Origin of the sequence: Aeromonas sp. 61P (assembly GCF_051919545.1) — a bacterium.
Lineage (GTDB): Bacteria > Pseudomonadota > Gammaproteobacteria > Enterobacterales > Aeromonadaceae > Aeromonas > Aeromonas veronii.
This window is the reverse complement of record NZ_JBQBEL010000001.1, coordinates 4,270,614-4,289,821: the sequence shown is the minus strand read 5'-3', so window position 1 is coordinate 4,289,821 and position 19,208 is coordinate 4,270,614. Positions and strand designations below refer to the sequence as shown.

At 61.6% G+C, this 19,208-nt stretch carries 15 protein-coding genes, 1 tRNA gene and 3 pseudogenes; 4 read left to right on the top strand and 15 right to left on the bottom strand.

What is annotated here, in order from left to right:
- The first annotated feature begins 637 nt into the window (after nt 1-637).
- Nucleotides 638-1,819, top strand: coding sequence for a M28 family metallopeptidase (locus ACTG2O_RS19910; RefSeq protein ID WP_439976530.1), 1,182 nt, complete (start codon nt 638-640; stop codon nt 1,817-1,819).
- Nucleotides 1,820-1,996: 177 nt separating this feature from the next.
- On the opposite strand, the gene ACTG2O_RS19905 is transcribed toward ACTG2O_RS19910, so the two are convergent.
- Entirely contained in the window at nt 1,997-2,605 is a 609-nt protein-coding gene (locus ACTG2O_RS19905) for a short chain dehydrogenase (RefSeq protein ID WP_005347588.1), read from the bottom strand.
- Nucleotides 2,606-2,710: 105 nt separating this feature from the next.
- On the opposite strand from ACTG2O_RS19905, the gene ACTG2O_RS19900 reads away from it, so the two are divergent.
- Together ACTG2O_RS19900 and ACTG2O_RS19895 are read left to right on the top strand one after the other, a co-directional pair.
- Nucleotides 2,711-3,592, top strand: a complete 882-nt coding sequence (locus tag ACTG2O_RS19900; RefSeq protein WP_019446867.1) for a LysR family transcriptional regulator — start codon at nt 2,711-2,713, stop codon at nt 3,590-3,592.
- A 128-nt stretch (nt 3,593-3,720) separates the two neighbouring features.
- On the top strand, nt 3,721-4,635 hold the full coding sequence (locus ACTG2O_RS19895; protein ID WP_019446868.1) for a Gfo/Idh/MocA family protein: 915 nt from the start codon (nt 3,721-3,723) through the stop codon (nt 4,633-4,635).
- A 113-nt stretch (nt 4,636-4,748) separates the two neighbouring features.
- Here the strand turns inward: ACTG2O_RS19895 and ACTG2O_RS19890 are convergent, their stop codons facing one another.
- From ACTG2O_RS19890 to ACTG2O_RS19880, 3 genes and pseudogenes are all read right to left on the bottom strand, one after another.
- Complete coding sequence (locus ACTG2O_RS19890) at nt 4,749-5,099, bottom strand: TusE/DsrC/DsvC family sulfur relay protein (protein ID WP_019446869.1); 351 nt, start codon at nt 5,097-5,099, stop codon at nt 4,749-4,751.
- Between the two features lie 24 nt (nt 5,100-5,123).
- Nucleotides 5,124-7,285, bottom strand: a pseudogene (gene yccS / locus ACTG2O_RS19885) (YccS family putative transporter).
- A 249-nt stretch (nt 7,286-7,534) separates the two neighbouring features.
- Entirely contained in the window at nt 7,535-8,191 is a 657-nt protein-coding gene (locus ACTG2O_RS19880) for a Bax inhibitor-1/YccA family protein (RefSeq protein WP_005338308.1), read from the bottom strand.
- A 208-nt stretch (nt 8,192-8,399) separates the two neighbouring features.
- Here ACTG2O_RS19880 and ACTG2O_RS19875 point away from each other — a divergent pair.
- Nucleotides 8,400-8,487 (top strand) — tRNA-Ser (locus tag ACTG2O_RS19875).
- Nucleotides 8,488-8,625: 138 nt separating this feature from the next.
- Here the strand turns inward: ACTG2O_RS19875 and exeN are convergent.
- From exeN to exeD, 11 genes and pseudogenes are all read right to left on the bottom strand, one after another.
- On the bottom strand, nt 8,626-9,393 hold the full coding sequence (exeN, locus tag ACTG2O_RS19870; RefSeq protein ID WP_019446872.1) for a GspN family type II secretion system protein ExeN: 768 nt from the start codon (nt 9,391-9,393) through the stop codon (nt 8,626-8,628).
- Nucleotides 9,390-9,881 (bottom strand): GspM family type II secretion system protein ExeM, encoded by a 492-nt coding sequence (exeM, locus tag ACTG2O_RS19865; RefSeq protein ID WP_103251302.1) that lies wholly within the window; start codon nt 9,879-9,881, stop codon nt 9,390-9,392. Before exeM ends, exeN begins: the two co-directional genes overlap by 4 nt.
- Nucleotides 9,878-11,062: a GspL family type II secretion system protein ExeL gene (exeL, locus tag ACTG2O_RS19860; RefSeq protein WP_439976529.1), complete on the bottom strand. Its 1,185-nt coding sequence runs from the start codon at nt 11,060-11,062 to the stop codon at nt 9,878-9,880. Before exeL ends, exeM begins: the two co-directional genes overlap by 4 nt.
- 122 nt (nt 11,063-11,184) lie before the next feature.
- Complete coding sequence (gene exeK / locus ACTG2O_RS19855) at nt 11,185-12,186, bottom strand: GspK family T2SS minor pseudopilin variant ExeK (RefSeq protein ID WP_439976528.1); 1,002 nt, start codon at nt 12,184-12,186, stop codon at nt 11,185-11,187.
- A gap of 112 nt (nt 12,187-12,298) precedes the next feature.
- Nucleotides 12,299-12,946 (bottom strand): annotated as a pseudogene (gspJ, locus tag ACTG2O_RS19850) (type II secretion system minor pseudopilin GspJ); the annotation flags it as partial.
- Nucleotides 12,943-13,302, bottom strand: coding sequence for a GspI family T2SS minor pseudopilin variant ExeI (gene exeI / locus ACTG2O_RS19845; RefSeq protein WP_005338301.1), 360 nt, complete (start codon nt 13,300-13,302; stop codon nt 12,943-12,945). The gene exeI and the pseudogene gspJ, both read right to left, overlap by 4 nt.
- Nucleotides 13,299-13,871, bottom strand: a complete 573-nt coding sequence (exeH, locus tag ACTG2O_RS19840) for a GspH family T2SS minor pseudopilin variant ExeH (RefSeq protein ID WP_005350046.1) — start codon at nt 13,869-13,871, stop codon at nt 13,299-13,301. Before exeH ends, exeI begins: the two co-directional genes overlap by 4 nt.
- Nucleotides 13,872-13,909: 38 nt before the next feature.
- Nucleotides 13,910-14,341 (bottom strand): GspG family T2SS major pseudopilin variant ExeG, encoded by a 432-nt coding sequence (gene exeG / locus ACTG2O_RS19835; RefSeq protein ID WP_005338297.1) that lies wholly within the window; start codon nt 14,339-14,341, stop codon nt 13,910-13,912.
- 97 nt (nt 14,342-14,438) lie between these two features.
- A pseudogene (gene exeF, locus ACTG2O_RS19830) lies at nt 14,439-15,661 on the bottom strand (GspF family T2SS innner membrane protein variant ExeF).
- Between the two features lies 1 nt (nt 15,662).
- Nucleotides 15,663-17,168, bottom strand: a complete 1,506-nt coding sequence (gene exeE / locus ACTG2O_RS19825) for a GspE family T2SS ATPase variant ExeE (RefSeq protein WP_005338295.1) — start codon at nt 17,166-17,168, stop codon at nt 15,663-15,665.
- Entirely contained in the window at nt 17,168-19,207 is a 2,040-nt protein-coding gene (exeD, locus tag ACTG2O_RS19820; RefSeq protein ID WP_005359020.1) for a GspD family T2SS secretin variant ExeD, read from the bottom strand. The genes exeE and exeD overlap by 1 nt, the downstream gene beginning before the upstream one ends.
- Nucleotide 19,208: the final 1 nt, after the last annotated feature.

Sequence of the window (19,208 nt, the reverse complement as noted above, 5' to 3'; positions counted from 1 at the left end):
CGTTTTTTGAGTTTGACCAGCAAATGGAACCGGAAGGCGGCGTTATAGAGGACAATCTGGACACCCACCTTTCTGAGCAGGGCATAACGCCTACGAATCCCACGCTACCGCCCGTGGATTACAGCTTCCAAAATGCACCCTTGACCTGCGCTGGCAGCAACCCATCGCAGCTCAACAGGTTCTGAATGGCCATGGTAAGCCAAACGAAACTGCCGAGGCGAGCCTTAAAGTGATGTAACTGTCAGAAATGTCTCGTTTTTTGACCTCTATCAAACTCTTCTTGCTCTGCGGCCTTGCCGCCAACCGGACAGATATCGGACGCTGGTTGCTGGCCATCTTGCGGCTATGGTCGGGGGCTGGATTCCCTCAGATTGTTTTACTGGTGCAACGCATAAACGATCTGCTGTTGCGCAGTTGGAACAATCAAGGGGCGGTGCGGGCAGGGTAGCAGGGGCGGGGAGGGAAAAGCAGGAGGTCCGGTAGAGATAAAACCCCCGGCTGGCGCGCTTTACATCAGGTGGTGCCATTTGGTAAAGGGAGTGGTCGATTTAACGGCAATGGGTGACTAGACTAGCTTGGTCCTCTTATGGGGCCCATCAAGCCTGTTTACTGTTAACCATAACCGGAAGGATCCGACATGAAAGCGATGACTGCAGCCCTTTTGCTCCCCCTGATTCCCCTTGCTGTTCAGGCGGGTGCGCCCGTGTGGATCACGATTGGGGCCGATAGCGGGGTTGAACTCAAGCAAGTCAATGCCAAGCTCTCCCCCCTGTTCAGTGCCAGCGGGGCGCCTATCCAGCTGGCCCAGATTGAGGCAAGCGAGCTTGGCTCCCTCTCGCACCTGATGCACGAGGGGCACCAGCGCTGCGGCGGCTATGTGGTGCACACGACCCTGGCCGATGCGCTGCAGAGCATGGCCCAGCCCCTCAGCCAAAACCTGTTCAGCGCACCACCGTTGACCCAAGGGGCCAGTGTCAACCGGCTGCTGCCCCATCTGGATCAAGGCAATATCGCCAGCACCATCAGCAAGCTATCCGGCTGGCGCAACCGCTACTACACCACCCCCACCGGCACGCAATCCGCCGACTGGGTAGCCAGCCAGTGGCAGAGCCTCGGTAGCGCCCTGCCATGGGCCAGCGTCAGCCGGGTCAAACATAGCGGCTACCCGCAACAATCCGTGGTGCTGACCCTCAAGGGAAGCCGCTATCCGGACGAGGTGGTGGTGCTCGGCGGCCATCTCGATTCCACTGCAGGCTCGGCCCCCAACAGCAAGACGCTGGCCCCCGGCGCCGATGATGACGCCTCCGGCATCGCTACCCTGACCGAGGTGCTGCGGGTCATCGCGGAACAGGGCCGCCAGCCGGAGCGTACCCTGCAATTTATCGGCTATGCGGCAGAGGAGGTGGGCTTGCGGGGCTCCAAGGATATCGCCAGTCGCTACAAGGCGGCCAACACCAAGGTATTGGCCGCGCTCCAGCTGGACATGACCAACTACAAGGGCTCGGCGAACGATATCGTCTTTATGACCGACTACACCGACAAGGGGTTGACCGGCTACCTCACCCAGCTGATCGATGCCTACCTGCCGCAAGTCAGCTATGGCTATGACAGCTGTGGCTATGGTTGCTCGGATCACGCCTCCTGGCACAATCAGGGCTACCCCGCCGCCATGCCGTTCGAGTCACGCTTCAGCGAATACAACCCCAGGATCCACACGGCGCAGGATACGTTGCAAAACTCGGATCCCTCGGCTGGCCACGCTCTCAAGTTTGCCCAGCTGGCGACCAGCTTTGCCGTTGAAATAGGCAAGATCAACTGAGTCACAGGCCGCTGTGCAAGCCAAAAGGAAGGAAGTCTCGGCTTCCTTCCTTTTTTCTATCTTCTGTGCGGCTTTGTCCCCCGTCATACAAAAAGCCCCGAGAGCAGGGCGCTTTCGGGGAAGAGGAAAAACATCGACAAGGCATTACAAAGGCATTGGGTTCACACCTGAACCGTATCAGGCATCGACATAGAGCACCTGACCGCTAATAAAGCCATCGACGGAGCGCTCAAACGCCTTGCCGACCAGGGCGCCCGGCACCGGCTGGAAGCCTGGCATCATCTCGCCATATACGTCCCACGCCTCTTCCAGTACGGTCGGGTTGACCACATTGATGCGGATGCCGCGGGGCAGCTCGTGGGCCACGCACTGGACAAAGGTATCGATGGCGCCGCTGGTGGTGGCATCGGCAATGGCCAGCGGGATCGGCTTGATATTGAGGATGCCGGAGATCAGGGTGAAGGAGCCCCCCTGATTGATGTAGTTGAGGCCGATATTGACCAGATTTATCTGCCCCATCAGCTTGCTCTGGATGGTGGTTTGCCACTGCTCGTCGCTCATCTCGCCAAAGGGGGCGTATTCGCAAAATCCTGCGGTATTGACCACCGCATCGAAGGAGCCCACGTTTTGGTAGAGCCGCTCGATAGACTCTCTGCTGGTGATATCCACCTGAAAATCACACCCCTCGCCGGAGCGGCTGGCGGTAATGACTTTGTGCTTGCCCAGACCACTGAGGGCGGCTTGCCCCATTTTCCCCTGAGCACCAATCAGAATGACAGTTTTCATCGTTAACCTCGCTTTGCTGGAAGAGCTGCAAGGTTAGAGAGCCACTGATACAATGTAAATCATGGGTGATTTGTATGTGATACAACTGAAATTGGTGAGGTTAGGGTGGAGAAGATCGATATCAGGCAGATGCGGGTGCTGGTGCTGCTGGTGAGATACAAGAGCGTGTCGCGGGTGGCCGAGCTGCTGGAGATCTCCCAACAGGGGGTGAGCAGCCATCTGAAAAAGCTGCGAGATCTCTTTCCCGCCGAGCTCTTTATCCGCCAGAGCGCCGGATTGCAGCCGACCGACTACGCCTGCGAGCTGGCCGACAAGTTCGAGCTGATCCTGGCCGATATTGACGGGGTCTTTGTGGCTGCCCCCTTCGATCCCGCCAGCAGCCAGCGCACCTTCAGGGTGATGGCCAACGAATATGCCCAGCTTGCCATTATCCCAAGGCTGGCGAGCGCCCTGCGCACTCAGGCGCCCTCCATCCGGCTCGATGTGGTGGACTTTCAGGCCGAAGCGCATCTGGAGGCGCTGGCCAGCGGCGAGGTCGATCTGGTGATTGGTTTTGATGCCTATCTCGACCCGGGGTTGCTGCGTGCCACCCTGCGCCGGGATCACTACTGCTGCGTGCTGCGCCGCGACTCCCGATATCTTCCGGACAACGCCCCGCAGGATATGGCGGCCATCCCCTTTGTGCAGTTTGCCAACAGCGTCGGCAATTTCGAAGGGCAGATGAGCCCGCAGCAGGTCGCCAGCGCGGCGGTGGCGACGCTCCCCTGTTACACCTCGCTGCAAGCCTTTATGTCGGTCAATGATGTTGCGGCCTGCATTCCGTCGGCCATCGCCGCCCTCGGCGATTTTCGCGTGCTGGAGCTGGCCGGGGCGCCGCAGCAGTTCGAAGTGGTGGTCGGCAGACATCGCAAAAGTCAGGGCAATCTCGCCATCGAGTGGCTGGCCGAGGTGATCAAGTCGGTTTGCGATCTTGCCATGCCTAGATAACATCGCTGTTTGCCGAGAGCTGCACATGCCAGCCAGTGCGCTAACGGCAGGCTGGATCTGCGGGACAAATCCTGCGATGGTGCGGGCAGTTATCCGCTTGTCCCGTTATCGAGTGAAAAGGAGTTGAGATGCGCATTGCCATGATTGGTCTGGGGGATATCGCCCAGAAAGCCTATCTGCCGCTGCTGGCGAGCGACGAGCGGATCACCCCGCTGCTCTGCACCCGCAATCCATCTGTGCTGGAGAAGCTGGCCCGCCAGTATCGGGTCGCCGAGTGCTTTACCGATGTGGCGGCCCTGCTGGCCAGCCGTCCCGACGCCGTGATGATCCACGCCGCGACCGCCGTTCACCGCGAGCTGGCCGAGCAGTGCTTGCGCGCAGGGATCCCCACCTTTGTCGACAAGCCCCTGTGCGACAATCTGGCCGAGGCAGAAGCGCTGGCCAACCTCGCCATCGCGCAAGATTGCCCCCTCTTTACCGGCTTTAACCGCCGCTATCTGCCCGCCATGGCCGAGGCGCGCGCCCAGCCGCTCACCGAGCTGAACTGGCAGAAACACCGCTTCGCCCTGCCCGGCAAGGTGCGGGATTTTATGTTCGACGACTTTATCCATGTGCTCGACAGCCTCTGCTTCTATGGCGGCGTGCCGGGCGGCGACTTTCATGCGGTATTGCGCCCCGATGCGCAGGATAACAGCTTGTTGGCCGGGGTAAGCGTCAGTTGGCAGAGCGGCGATCGCGCCATCAGCGGCAGCATGAACCGCAGCGCCGGGATCACCGAGGAGCGCATCGATGTCTACGGCGACAATCTCTCCCTGCACCTTGAGAACTGCACCCGCGGCAGCATCGCCCGCGACAAGCAGGCGCAGATGCTTAGCCCCAACGACTGGCAGCCGGTGCTGGCCCAGCGCGGCTTTGCCGCCATGCTGGCGCACTGGTATCAGCAGATTGAAATCGGCAAGGCGGATAGCGAGCTGATTACCTCCTACCTGCACGGCCACCGGCTGGCTGAGCAGCTGGTGGCGCTGGCTGACAAGCGGGAATAAGGCTGGCTGGAAGTCTCAGAGATATGAATACGAGGTGCGCGAAGATAGCGCACCAAACACAACGGGGGGCCGCAGTTGCGGCCCCCCGTTGTTATGGGATGAGATGCATGGGATCAGATGCACTTCACCGGCTTGGGCAGGCCGCCAATCTTGGTCGCCTGCTTGGCTGGCCCTTCCGGGAACAGCTTGTAGAGGTAGCGGCTGTTGCCCTTCTCGGGACCGTACTGCTTTTCCATCGCCTTGACCAGCGCGCGGATGGCGGGGGAGGTGTTGAACTCCAGATAGAAGGCGCGCACAAAGCGCACCACTTCCCAGTGCGGCTCCTCAAGCGTGATACCCTCCTGCGCGGCCAGTACCAGCGCCAGCTCCTCGCTCCAGTCATTGCTGTTGAGCAGGTAGCCCTTGGCATCGGTCTCGATGAGTTGGCCGTTGAATTCCAGCTGATGTTTTTCGGACGCAGACATGAGGGCTCCTCGCTAATGGGGCTATCAGGATTGGGCGGGCATGGTATCGCCTTGATCCCCGGTGAGCAACCGGCTCTCGTTGGCCAGATGCAGCAGCTGATCCGCCAGCTCGCTGATCAGGTTGAGCTGCTGGGTCAGCATCAGCTGCTCCTCGCTGCTGTCTGCACTGCTGTCCGTGCAAAGAAGGGGGCTCTGACCACCGATGGAGCTGGAGGGGTTGCCCGCCAGATGACCGGCGGCCTGCTCTAGGGTGTGGCAGATGTGGTGGCGCACCTCATCCAGCCCGCTGATGGCCTCCAGCTTGTCGCGATGGGCCCCCAGCGCCGAGATGTAGGAGAGCAGGGCGTGGTTGCGCCAGGTGAGGGTAAAGCAGAGATCGAGGAAGCGGCGGCGCTTTTGCGGCTCCACCAGCATGCTCTGCCAAGCGGTGGCCAGCTCGCTGTCCGCCAGATGGGCTCTTGCGTGCCACCCGATAGTCGATGGATTCGTCCCGCTGCTGCTTGAGGCTCGCCAGCACCGCCGAGAGGTAGCGGGCGTTTGCAGACAGCGAATTGGCGATAAGCGTTGGTAGCCGTTTGTACTGCCAGTCCGGCCAGAGCCAGGCCACCAGCCCGTAGGAGATCAGGCAGCCGAGCAGGGTATCGAGTAGCCGTGGCCCGAGGATCGCAAAGCCGATGCCATCGAGCAGGTTGAACGCCATCAGCACGTAGAGGGTGATAAAGCAGACCGCGGCGCTGTAGTTGTTGCGCACCTGGGTGAAAAACAGGAAAGCGGCCAGCCCCATCACCACCAGCTGGACGTGCAGATCGGGGAAGAGCCAGAGCACCGGAATACCCACCAGAATACCAGCGAAGGTGCCGAGCATCCGCTGCACCAGTCGGCGGCGGGTGGCGCTGTAGCTGGGCTGGCAGACAAACAGCACGGTCAGCAAAATCCAGTAGCCCTTTTCCAGATCAAAGGCTTGCAGTATGCCGTAGCCGATCACCAGCCCGAGTGACAAACGCAGCGCATGGCGAAACACCATGGAGTGCAAGGTGAGGTGCTGCTTGAGCTGGGCCAGCAGCGGCAGGCGGGGCGGGCGCGCCAGCGCGGGCAGCTCCTGCTCCGGTTGCTCGGGGTTTTGCAACACTTCGGCGCTGCCCAGCAGCTGGTTGATGCTGGCCAGATTGCGGCGCAGGAACTTCATCGGCGTCAGCAGGGTTTTCGGGTAGTGCTGCTTGAGATTGGTGAACTCCAGCTGATCGCCAAGGGCCTCCAGCGTCCAGTGGATGCGCTTGTTATGGGCGTAGGGCTTGTGCACCAGAATGGCGTAACCCAGCCGCTGGCACGCCTCGGAGAGCTGCAGGAACACCTCCTGAAATCCTTCCAGCACTATGCCCTGCTTGAGCTCGGCTTCCAGTCGGCTGTAGGGATAGTGGCTGGAGGTGGCGCGCTCGTGGATTTCCAGCGCCAGCAGGTAGAGGCGCAGCAGGCTGGCCAGCTCGGGGCTCGCCGGATGGCGGCGGCTCAGGCGGGCGTTGAGGGCCGACTTGGTGAGGGTCAGCGCGCTCACCAGATTGATGTTGAGCTGGGCCAGATTGTGGCGAATGGCCTGGGCGCCGTGCTCGTCCGCCGGGAAGAAGCGGGATTTTTCCAGCAGGTAGCGACCAAGGGCGAAGTAGCTTTGGGCCAGCTGCTCGTGCAGGGTCTTGTAGGGCAGCAGCCAGAGCCAGATAAACGAGACCAGCCCGTACCAGAGGGCGCCAGCGCCGAGCGCCAGCGGCTGGTAGAAGAGATCCGGCGCCTTGGCGGCTCCCAGCATGGTGTAGATGGCGATCAGCAGCGAGCCGAAGCTGATGGTTGCGTAGCGGGCGCCGAGCGCCCCCACCATCACGAAGATAAAGGTGGAGCTGGCCAGCCCGATGGCAAACAGCCAGGGGGTGGGGTAGAGATACTGCACACACAGGGACGCAAATGAAGCAGATCAGCGTCATGGCGAGGTTCTTGAGCCGTCCCCACAGGCTGTCGTCGGTTTCGGCGATTGCACCTGCCACTACCCCGAGGGAGAGCAGCACGGTGAGCTGGATATTGCCGGTAGCCAGGGTGAAGGCGAGCAGACCGAGAATGGCCAGCAACACCTTGAGAGCGAAGTAGATGTGACTATCGGTCAGCAGTCGGCGTAACAAACCGGAGAATTCCATGGGCATGCTAGGCACCACCCTTGAGCGAAGCAAAATCGATGTGACTATCAATCAGCAGTCGGCGCAGCAGGCCAGAGAGATCCATCGGCATGAGACAGGTGAAACCCTTGATCGAAACGAGAGCGAGATAGTAACCCGCCAAGCGCGAAGTGGCCCTGATCCAAATCAGGGCCACTTCGCTTCATATCCTTGATTTACAACTTATCCTGACAGAAAGAGGAGCCAATAAAAACCCCGCCGAAGCGGGGTTTCTGATTAGTTGCGGTTGCCGCCAAGCAGGCTCAGCAAGCTCAGGAAGATGTTGTAGATGGAGACATACAGGGTGACGGTGGCAGAGATGTAGTTGGTCTCGCCGCCGCGCACGATCTGCTGGGTAGTCAGCAGGATGGCACCGGAGGAGAAGAGCATGAACATGGCGGACAGAGCCAGGCTCAGGGCGCTCATCTGCAGGAAGATGTTGGCAATCATGGCCACCAGCAGTACCCAGAAACCGACGAACAGCATGCCGCCGATGAAAGAGAGGTCACGCTTGGTAGTCAGGGCATAGGCCGACAGACCGAAGAAGGTGAGCGCGGTGCCGCCAAGGGCGGTCATCACGATCTCGCCACCACCATTGTTCATGTACATGTTGATGATGGGGCCCAGGCTATAGCCCAGCAGACCGGTCAGGGCGAAGGTGAAGACCAGCCCCATACCGTTGTTGCGATTCTTCTCGGTCAGGAACATCAGACCGTAGACACCGATCAGGAACACGGCCCAGTGCAGCGGCGGCATGTTCATCACGGTAGCGACCCCCGCCACCACGGCAGAGAAGCCCAGAGTGAGGGAGAGCAGCATATAGGTGTTACGCAGCACCTTGTTGGTATCGCGTACGGCACTTTGGGTGCCAGTGTAGATAGAACGGGTATCCATCTTGGGTGTCCTCTTGATGTCCGGGTGAGACGGCGAGCAGCCGCCTCGTGATCGCTGTTTGTTACTGCATGTTTACGCATTGTATGTAGAACAAATAGGGATGACGAGGAACAATTTCAAGCCACCTGCCATTTTGCTCCCGCACACTATCCCACAGGAAATATGTATTGCATATGAACAAGGGCTTAGCGTAGTATGCACGCCGTTCGGAGGGGTGGCAGAGCGGCTGAATGCACCGGTCTTGAAAACCGGCGATGGGCGACCATCCGTGGGTTCAAATCCCACCTCCTCCGCCATATTCAAAGAGAAAGCCCAAGCGGTCACCCGCTTGGGCTTTTTCGTATCTGCCGTATTTGGCATTTCAACGGACACGTCACATGGACGATAAAGATGGCTCGGGTTGTCCCTGAGCCATTTTCACCTTGAATGATGGCTTAGATCCGCCCCTGATAGCGCAGGGGGAAGCGGCCCTGACTGTCGGGCTGGCCGAGGAAGGGGAGCCCTTGCTGCATCTGCGGTGGTAGTTCGGGGCCTGGTTTCAGGGTGCCCTGGAACAGGTATTGGCCATTGGGTTGCAGCTCGAGGCGACCGATGGTCTGCACCGCATCGGAGCTCTGCTTGAGTTCAGCCACCAGTCTGGAGTCGAGGCAGGTGAGCTTCAGCTCGGGGTCGGCCAGATCCAGCTTGCCCGCCGGGGTATCGGCACTGGCGTTGTACCAGTCGAGGTTGCCGTAGAGGTTGTCACACCAGGGGTTGCCCTGGGCAAATTGCTCCACCTTGAGTTGCAGCTGGCCGGTGACGGTGATCGGGATCGGCAGGCGCATCGGCACCCGGCTCAGCAACCAGGGGGCGGGGGCGTTGAGGGTCAGATCGCGGCCGAAGGCGGCGCCATTCCAGCCGACAACGCCCTGACCATTGAGGCCGGTGCGATCGCCAAAGCGAATGGCCACTTCGGGGGCGAAGCGCAGCAGCGACCAGCCGTTGAGATCCCAGCGCAGCTGGTTCACCGATTCGCTGGCATATTGCAGTCGGGCAATCTGGCCACTCCAGAGCGTGCCGCTCACCCCTTCCAGTTTCAGCAGGTTGGCAACATTGGCAGGCAGCGGCAGATGGCGAGCCACCAGTGCCGCGGGCAGGGTAGCCAGCAGGAAGAGCAGATAGGCGGCCAGAAACAGGCTGGCAATCAGGATGCGTTTTTTCATTGTGGACGACTCAACTGCAAACGTCTGACCTTGACCAGACCCGGGGCCAGATCCTCCCGGGCGATCTCGATGATTTGAACCTGAATGCCGTGCTGCTCCACCAGCGTGGAGAGCCAGAGCAGCAAGTCATCGAACTGGACCGTGTCGATCCACACTTGCAGCTCCTGCGCCTGGGGTTGCAGCCGGGCAATCTTGATCTTGTGGTTGAAGGCGGTGCGGTTGACCACCCCTTCCAGGGTGCCGCTGGTATCGATCTGGCGACCCGAGCCCCCCTGCATGGCCAGCACCTCTTCACCTTTCTCCTTGAGCCAGGCGAGGGTCTGCTGCTGGTTCTGCACCTGCCGCTCCCGCTCCGCGATGCGGTTGGCGATGGGCTGCCAGACGCTCCAGTAGAAGAGACCGACCAGCAACAGGGCGCCACCCGTGACCACCAGCCGCTGTTCCCGTGCTGTGATGCCGTGCCACCAGCTCTGCAATTTTTCCATCATGATGATTTACCCTTGAGCACCAGTGCGCCCTCTACCTTGCCCTCGGTGCTGCGCACCTCGCCTTGCTGTACCTCGAATTGCTTGCCAGCCAGCTCACGGAACCGCTCGATCTCGGCAAAGCCTGGGGCGGTCACCTGCAGCCTCAGCTCGCGGCGACTGGCATCAAAGCGCATCACCTGTGGTTTCAGACCGGGGACTTCGGCAAAGGTGGGGGCCAGCTCGGTGAGCATCAGCAGCACGCCGTTTTGCGGGGCTTGCCCCATCTGTTGCAGATGCTGGCTCATCTGGCTGCGTACGTTCACGATGCGGTTTTCACCCGGGAAGATGCGGGTATAGACGGCGCGGATCTCCGCTTTCAGCGCCTTGTCCTGCTCGGTGAGCTGATAGAGCTGCACCCCGCGCTGGCCGAGGGCCACCAGCAGCAACAGACCCGCGGTGATGGCTACCTTGCGCCACTGCAACCAGTAGCGGGCATATTCGGTCTGCGGCCGGTAGGGGCCGGTCAGCAGGTTGGCCCGGCAGGTGAGGGCCCCCTTGGCCAGCAGCAGCATAGGGAGTTCAGGCTCCGCCGCCTGCCAGTTGGCGGCGGCAATGGCGGGCACCGGTGTGTGGCTGTGGATGGTGACCGGCTCCGCTTCAGTCGCCAGCAAGATGGCCAGCAGCGGCTCGTCGGCGACGATCCCCAGACAGGGGCCCTGACGTACCAGCCACTCGCTGCCGAGTTGCAGCGCAGACCAGCCATCAGCGGCCTGTGGCAGCGCCAGCACATCGGGCAGCAGTTGCAGGCTCTTGAGGCCAGCGGCATCGAGCCAGCCGAGCCACTCGCCCATCTTCTGCCGATCCACCGCCATCAGATCCACCTGCTGGCCCTCGTGGGCCAGCACCACCAGATGGAGCTCGTCCACGTCAGAGGCGATCTGCTCCTCCAGCAGGTAGGGGAGGGCCGCCGCCGACTGGCGGTTGTAGCGACCCGGCAGGGTGACGCGCCGGAAGATCAGATCGCTGCCCGGCACTAGCGTGACCACGGGGCGGCCACCGGCCCGCTCCTGCAGCTCGCCCAGAGCATCGGCCGAGGGCAGGGTGCCGGAGGCGATGATCTCCTGCTCCTGACCGGACCAGACCAGCCAGGCCACGGGTTGTTGTTTATTGGTCCCCAGTCGGATGACCAGACTTTCGCTCACGCATCTCTCTCCTGCGATACCGGTTTGCAAAGGGCGTTGTGCGCCCTGGCAACCGGTGCGCAGCCCGCAGGCTGCATCCAACATCTCTCGTACCCGCAGGCGAGGGCCTGCAGGTGCGCGGTTTATTCGGCGCCGCTACTGAGGCGGCGCAGCATCACCAGTTTATTGTCCTTGCCCCGCTGGAACAGGGTTTCGAGCCAAGCCCGGTTGTCGCCGACCTCGGCCACGACTCGGGCCTCGAAGAAGTCGCTTTTCACCACCAGCGCCTCTTTCAGTCCTTTCACCGAATCGACCGGAGCGAGCATGTCTGTCATCAGCTTGCTCTCTTTCCACCCCTTCTGTGGCCGCTCGTTCAGCACCCGCTTGGCGTCATCCAGCCCGATAGTGCCCAGATAGAGGGCGACCAGCAGCTCGGGGCGCTCGGGGGCAAGGGTATTGATATTGATCTTCAACTTGTCGTTGGGCAGGGTGCAGACATAGGGGGCCAGTTTGGCATAGACCCTGGCCGTCACCCCGCGCACCGCCCGCAGCTCATCCTTGCCCAACATCCACTGGTTGGCGGTCAGGTAGGGTGGCTTGAGACCCTCGTAATAGGCGTCCTCTGCGCCAAGGCTGGAGACCAGCACCGTATCCTTGTCGGTCCAGTCACGGATGGCGTCGGTGAGCTGGGCCGCCTCGTAATCATCCATCGCCAGCTGCTTGAGCAGTTCGCGAAACACCTGCACCGGATAGGGCTGCTGAGCCAGCTCCTCGCCGCTCCCCGCCTTGGAGGCCACGCTCAGGCTGTTGAGGTTGAAGCAGGATTGCAGGTCGGTCACCTCGCCCTTGAGCTGGCCATCGTCCACCGGAAATACAGTGTTCTTGCGGGCCCAGTTCTGGCTGAGGTTGACCACCTCGGGATTGTCCTTGAAATCCTGCGTCAGCACCTTGCTCACCAGCGCTTCCGCCGAGAGAGCATACCACCATGCCTGTTTGCCGGTGGTGATGTTGGCGGTGCGGCGCAGCTCAAGCTGCAGGCGGCCGCTCATATTGCTGGCGATGATCACCATCACCGAGAGGATCAGCAGCACCACCAGCAGGGCCATGCCGCGCTGGCGACCGGGAGCGACGAGATTAGCCCGCATTGGCGCCCCCTCCGTTCTGGCTGTCACCATTACCGCCATTGGTATTGCCGTTGCCGCCGTTGTTCCCGTTATTGCTGTTGCTGCCACCCCCTTGGTCGGGATTGCTGCTCTGGCTGTTCTCTTCGGCGCGCTGGCCACCGGCGCCAATCAGGAACTGACGGCGAATGGTGCCGTAATCTTCCAGATCCAGCTCCACTGCCAGCCCGTGGGGCAGCACGCTGCGCTGGCTCCACTCCTCTTTCCAGTTGCCCTTGTCGAAGAAGTAGAGGCGAAACGCCGTGACTCCCGCCAGCACCGGCTGGATGCGTGGCTCGGTGCCGATCACCGGATCCGGATAGAGATAGCTCAGGCGCTCCAGTTTCTGATCCTTGAGGCGCCAGCCGACCCGCTGCAGATGGGAGCGGGGTAGCATGCCGTCCGGGTTGAGCCAGCCGCTGCGCATAAAAGCCATACCCCAGTCATCGCTCTGCTGGCCGAAACGGGAGGCCGCCAGCAGCACCTTGTTGTTCTCCCCCTCGATGCGACCGCTGCGCGGCACCATCTGGGTGATGTCTCGCTCCAGCAGGGTGAAGGCGAGCTGCAATTCGTTGAGGCGGACCTCCTTGCGCTTGGCTACCTCGTCGCTGGTGAGCACCCCTTGCAGCACCTGATAGGCGCCCATGCTGAGAGTGGCGAAGATGGCGATCGCCACCAGCATTTCGAGCAGGGTAAAACCGGCGTGACGGACGGTACGAGGCGTGCGGGCAACGTGCTGGGTCATCGGCTGATATAGGTCCGCATCATGGCGACCGGGTTCTCGGCCTTGGCCTCGGTGCGCACTTCCATATCGAGCGCCCGGAAGTTGTTGTCGGCGGTGGCGACGCCGCGATAGCGCCAGTACCAGGTGCTGCCCGCCATCTGCTCATCCCCTTCCACCCAGCTGTCACCAGGCCACTTGTTCTCGAGCTTCTGTTGCACCAGCTGGTTCTCCACCACCCAGGTGGCGAGTGTCTTCTGCTCCAGATAGTTGAGGGCCGAGAGGTGTTCGCTGGCGGTTTTCATTACCGCGAGACCCGCGATGGCAAAGACGGCCAGTGCGACCATGACTTCGAGTAGTGTCATGCCCCGGGCGTTCATTCGCTCACCTCTTCATCTTCATCGCCGGTGAGCAGGGTGAGGCGGCCGAACTCGTCCCCCTTGACGATGCGGGTGTAGCGGGCATCGTCATCCTGCTGGGTGAAGGTGAGCACGAACGGGCTCAGCTCGCCGCCTGGGAAGATGAGCAACTGCGGCGTGCGCTCCTTCTCGTCGCGCTTCTGTTCGGTTTTCTCGTCGGAGTCCGGCTGCCAGCCAAAGCCTTCCAGCTCCAGCGCCAGCGTCATGTTCTCGGCCAGTTGCACCGGCCCCAGCTGCTTGTCGCCAGTCAGGGCCAGCCACTTGCGATCTTTGGCCTGACGCTGCATAAACTGCCAGCCGTTATCCTCGATGCGAATGCCTACCAGCCGACCATCCATCACCGCATACTCCTGCGCCAGCTGCAGCGTCGCCATCAGGCGACGCGCCTGCTTGTCCAGCTCCCTATCTCCTCTGGCGCCTCCCATGCTGAGGGTGACGGCGGTGGCCACCAGTCCCATCAGCATGGCGACCAGCAACACTTCCAGCAGAGTAAAGCCGGATTGGCGATGAAAGGAGAGAGATCGCTTCATGCAGTCAGCTCACAAGGCGTGCGGTGGCGACATATCACTTATTGGAAATCCTTCAGGTTCCAGTTGCCGATGTCGTCATCGGTACCGGCTTCGCCATCCAGACCCATGGAGAAGATGTCGATCTTGCCGAACTGGCCCGGGCTCAGCAGCTGGTACGGGTTGCCCCAGGGATCTTGCGGCAGGCGCTTGATGTAGCCGCCATCGCGGTAGCTGCGCGGCGCCGGATCGATGGAAGGCTTGGTCACCAGTGCATCCAGCCCCTGTTCGGTGGTCGGGTAGCGGTTGTTGTCCAGCTTGTACATGTCGAGGGCGTTTTCCAGCGCCACGATATCGGAGACCGCTTTCTGCTGGTCAGCTTTCTCCTTGTTGCCCATCAGGTTGGGCACCACCAGACTGGCCAGAATGCCGAGGATCACGATGACCACCATGACTTCCAGCAGGGTAAAACCGGATTGACGACGTTTGTTCATGAGTTGCTCCGTAACGAATGAGATGGGATGATCCATCAGAGAGTGATCACTGGGTGGGTTCGACGGGCCGCCAGCGGCGCCACCGAACACCGGAAACTTACATATTCACCATATTGTTGAGCTCGAGGATCGGCTGCAGGATCGACATCACGATAAACAGCACCACCCCGGCCATGGAGACCACCAGCATGGGTTCGAACACCCCGAGGGCGATATTGACCTGGGATTCAAACTCCCGATCCTGGTTGTCTGCCGCCCGCTCCAGCATGCTGTCGAGCTCGCCGCTCTGCTCGCCGGAGGCGATCATATGCAGCATCATGGGCGGGAAAATCTTGGTCTCGGTCAGCGACTTGCGCAGACTGGTCCCCTCGCGCACCCGTTCGGCGGCCTCGAGAATGCGCATTCTGGCAAAGTCGTTGGAGAGCACTTCGCCGGAGATCTTCATCCCCTCCAGCAGCGGCACCGCACTGGCGTTGAGGATGCTTAAAGTGCGGGCGAAGCGGGCGGTGTTGAGACCGCGACTGACCCGGCCAATCACCGGCAGGCCGAGCAGCACCTGATGCCAGCGCCGGCGGCGTTTTTCATCGGTGAGCCACCAGCGCCAGACAAAGCTGCCAAGGAAGATCAGCAGCAGGAACCAGAGGCCGTAGGCCTGCATCAGTTCGCTGGTGCCGATGAGAAAGCGGGTGGTGCCCGGCAACTGCTGGCCCATGTGTTCAAACTGGGCCACCACCTTGGGCACCACGGCGGTAAGCAGGATCGAGATAACCCCGATAGCCACGCAGGTAAGCACGATGGGGTAGATCATCGCCTGCAACAGCTTGGTGCGCATATGCTGGCGCTGCTCGGTGTAGTCGGCGAGGCGGTTGAGCACCTTCTCCAGATGGCCCGATTTTTCACCGGCCGCCACCATGGAGCGAAACAGCTGATCGAACACATGGGGAAAAGCCCCCAGGGAGTCGGCCAGCGAATACCCTTCCACCACCTTGCTGCGCACGGTGGCCACCAGAGAGCGCAAGTGGGCTTTTTCGCACTGCTCGGCCACCGCTTTGAGCGCCTCTTCGATGGTGAGACCGGCCCCAACCAGGGTCGCCAGCTGGCGAGTGATCAGGGCCAGCTCGGCAGTGCTGGCACCACGCCGAAACAGGGCGAAGCGGGCCGCTTCCCGTTTCGCCTTCTCGGTGGTCTCGTTCACCTCGAGGGGAGTGAGCCCCTGTTCGCGCGCAGCAGCTGGCGCACCTGACGGGCCGAGTCGCCCTCCATTACGCCGCTCTTGCTGCGCCCCTTGTTGTCGAGGGCCTTGTATTCGAATGCCGCCATCTTAATCTTCCCGGGTCACGCGCAGCACCTCTTCGAGGCTGGTCTGCCCCTTGAGCACCTTGTCGATGCCATCACGGCGGATGCTTGGGGTGTGGCCGCGGATCAGTCGCTCGATGGCGAGCTCGCCGCTGGCACTGTGAATGGCTTCACGCACTGCTTCGTCGATCACCACCAGCTCGTGAATGCCGGTCCGGCCACGGTAGCCGGTGTGGTTGCACAGCTCGCACCCGACCGGACGCCACACCTGCTGATCGGGAGCCAGCTCGATGCCCATGGCGAGGCGCTCCTGCTCGGTGATGGGGCGCGGGGCACGGCAATCGGGGCAGAGGGTGCGCACCAGCCGCTGGGCCAGCACCGCCAAGAGCGACGAGGAGAGCAGGAAGGGCTCGATCCCCATGTCCCGCATCCGGGTGATGGCGCCGATGGCGGTGTTGGTGTGCAGGGTCGACATCACCAGGTGACCGGTCAGCGACGCCTGCACCGCAATCTGGGCGGTCTCGAGGTCACGAATTTCCCCCACCATCACCACATCTGGATCCTGACGCAAGATGGCGCGCAGGCCGCGGGCGAAGGTCATGTCCACCTTGGTGTTGACCTGGGTCTGGCCCACCCCTTCGAGGTCATATTCGATAGGGTCTTCCACCGTCAGGATGTTGCGATCCCGAGAGTTGATTTCAGACAGCGCCGCATAGAGGGTGGTGGATTTACCGGAACCGGTCGGGCCGGTAACCAGAATAATGCCGTGGGGCTTGCGAATAAGCTCGCTGATGATGGTGCGGTTGGCCGCGGTCATCCCCAGCTGCTTGAGCTCGAGGCGCACGTTGTTCTTGTCGAGCAGACGCAGTACCACCCGCTCGCCGTAGCTGGACGGCATGGTGGAGACCCGCACGTCGACGGCGCGACCGCCGATACGCAACGAGATACGGCCATCCTGCGGCACCCGTTTCTCGGCGATATCCATCCGCGACATCACCTTGATCCGCGAGACCAGGAGTGATGCCAGCTTGCGATGGGGGCGCAGGATCTCCCGCAGCACCCCATCGATGCGAAAGCGGATCACCAGTGCCCGCTCGAAGGTCTCGATATGGATATCGGAGGCCTCCTCCTTGATCGCCTCGCTCAACATGGCGTTGATGAGGCGAATGATGGGGGCATCGTCGTCGGCATCCAGCAGATCTTCGCTCTGGGGCAGCTCTTCGGCCAGGGCGAAGAAGTCCATCTCGTTGCCGAGATCTTCCATCAGTTGGCGCGCCTCGGAGGAGTCGCGCTGGTAGTGAGCCATCAGCAGCTCTTCGAAGGCCTCGTTGTCGAGCTGCTCCACCGCGAAGCTGCAACCCGCTACCCGCCGCACCTCCAGCAGGGCCTGCGGGGTGACGCCAGGGCGGCACTGCAGCACGGGGGCGCCGTCCCGCTCAATCAGGATCACCCCGAAGTTGCGGGCAAAGACAAAGGGGAGCTCGGGCAGTGGCGCAGGCCCGACGCTTCCATCCAGATGGTAGGCACTCATCAGGGCTTACTCTGCACAAACGGGGTGGTGGTCTCGACAGTGCTTTGCTGTCTGCTCCGCATCTCGTTGATCTGCTTCTGGATCTCTTTTTGCAGCTCGGGCGACACCATCACATCCTGGCCATAGGCAGGCAATACCTGACGGGCGGGGGAGGTGAGATACCCCTCCTGCGAAGCGGCATTGAGCTGCTCGGCGCGGAACAGGGAGTACTTGTTGCTGGAGACACCGGTATAGACGTCCGCATCACGCAAGATGGTCGGCCGGATAAAGACCATCAGGTTGCGCTTGGAGGTGGTGTTGGAGGTGGAGCGGAACAGATAGCCCAGCACCGGTATATCGCCAAGCAAGGGCACCTTGGAGACCTGCTCCTTGGTCTGTTCGTCCATCAAACCGCCCAGCACCACGGTTTCGCCGCTTTTGACCAGCACCGCATTCTTGACGGTACGGGTATCGAAGGTGGGGCCAAGGTTGGCAGTACCGGTCGCCTGGGTCTGGGCGACGCTGGAGACCTCCTGCTCGATATTGAGCAGCACCGAATCCCCTTCGTTGATCTGCGGGGTCACCACCAGCTTGGTGCCCACCGTCTTGCGCTCGATGGTGTTGAACACCTGATCGCTGGTGGTGGAGCTTTGCGAACCGCTCTGGACCGGGACCTCCTGACCGACGTTGAAAGAGGCCTCCTTGTTGTCCATGGTGACGATACTCGGGGTGGAGAGAATATCGTTCTTGGTGTTGGAAGCCAGCGCCGTGGCCAGCATGGCCCAGTCGCCGTGATAGAAGCCGGCGGCCATGCCGTTGAACTCTTTCAGCAGACCGGCAGCGGTGTCGGTCTTGCCATTCTGGTAATCCTTGCCCGCCGCAATGGCGCTGCCGAGGGGCAGACCTGAGTTGGTGAACTGGGTGCCGCCGCCGTTGGCATTGCCCCACTGGACGCCAAGGCTGAGGCCGTCGCCATCCTGCATCTCGACGATGATCGCCTCCACCAGCACCTGGGCGCGGCGGATATCGAGCTTGGCCACCACCTGCTCCAGTTCGGACATCACGTCCGGCTGGGCGGTGATGACCAGCGCATTGGTGGTCTCGTCGGCTGAGATGGCCAGCTTGCCACCGCCGATGCTGGCGCCACCTGTGGTTGCGCCGCCGCCCTTCTTGTCGGCCTCGATGCTGGAGCTAACCCCCTTGAGCACCTCGACCATGTCTTTGGCCTTGCCATATTTGAGGTAGAAGACCCGGGTGTTGCCCTGGCTCTGCAGGTCGCGGTCGAGCTGGCGCACCATCTGGATGATGCGGGCGCGCGCTTTCGGCTCACCACTCACCACCACAGAGTTGGTGCGCTCGTCGGCCACCACCTTGGGGGAGAGCAGCAGGGAGGCTGTGCCGCCCTGGGGGTTGCCATCCTTGTTGAGGTTGGTCACCAGCCGCACCATTTCACCTGCCGAGGCGAACTTGAGCTTGATGATGTCCACATCCTGATCGCCTGCGCGGTCGACCCGGTTCACCACCTCCACCAAGCGGTTGACCACGGCGGCGCGGCCGGTGATCAGCAGCACGTTGGAGGGCTCGTAGTGCACCACGTTGCCACCACCGGCGTTGTCGTTGAGCTGGCGCAGCAGCGGCGCCAGTTCACGGACCGAGACGTTGCGCACCGGCACGACTCTAGTCACCATCTCGTCGCCGGAGCCCGGGTTGCTGCCATCTACCACCGGAATGGCGGAGGTCTTGGCATCCCGCGAGCGCAGCACCTTGAGCACCCCGTTGTCCATCGGCACCACGGCAAAGCCGTAGACGTCGAGCACGCTCAGGAAGAACTGGTAGTACTGCTCCTCATTGAGCAGGTCGTAGCTGCGCACGTTGATCTTGCCGCGCACCGAGGGCTCTATGATGATGGTTTTATTGAGGTTCTTGCCCACCGTATTGATGAACTCTTCAATGTCGGCGTTCTTGAAACTGGCAGAGTATTCGGTGGCCCAGGCTGAGCCCGCCATCATCAGTGCCGCTGCGATAGTGGCCAGACGCCAGCTTTTCCCTTTAGTGGTCATT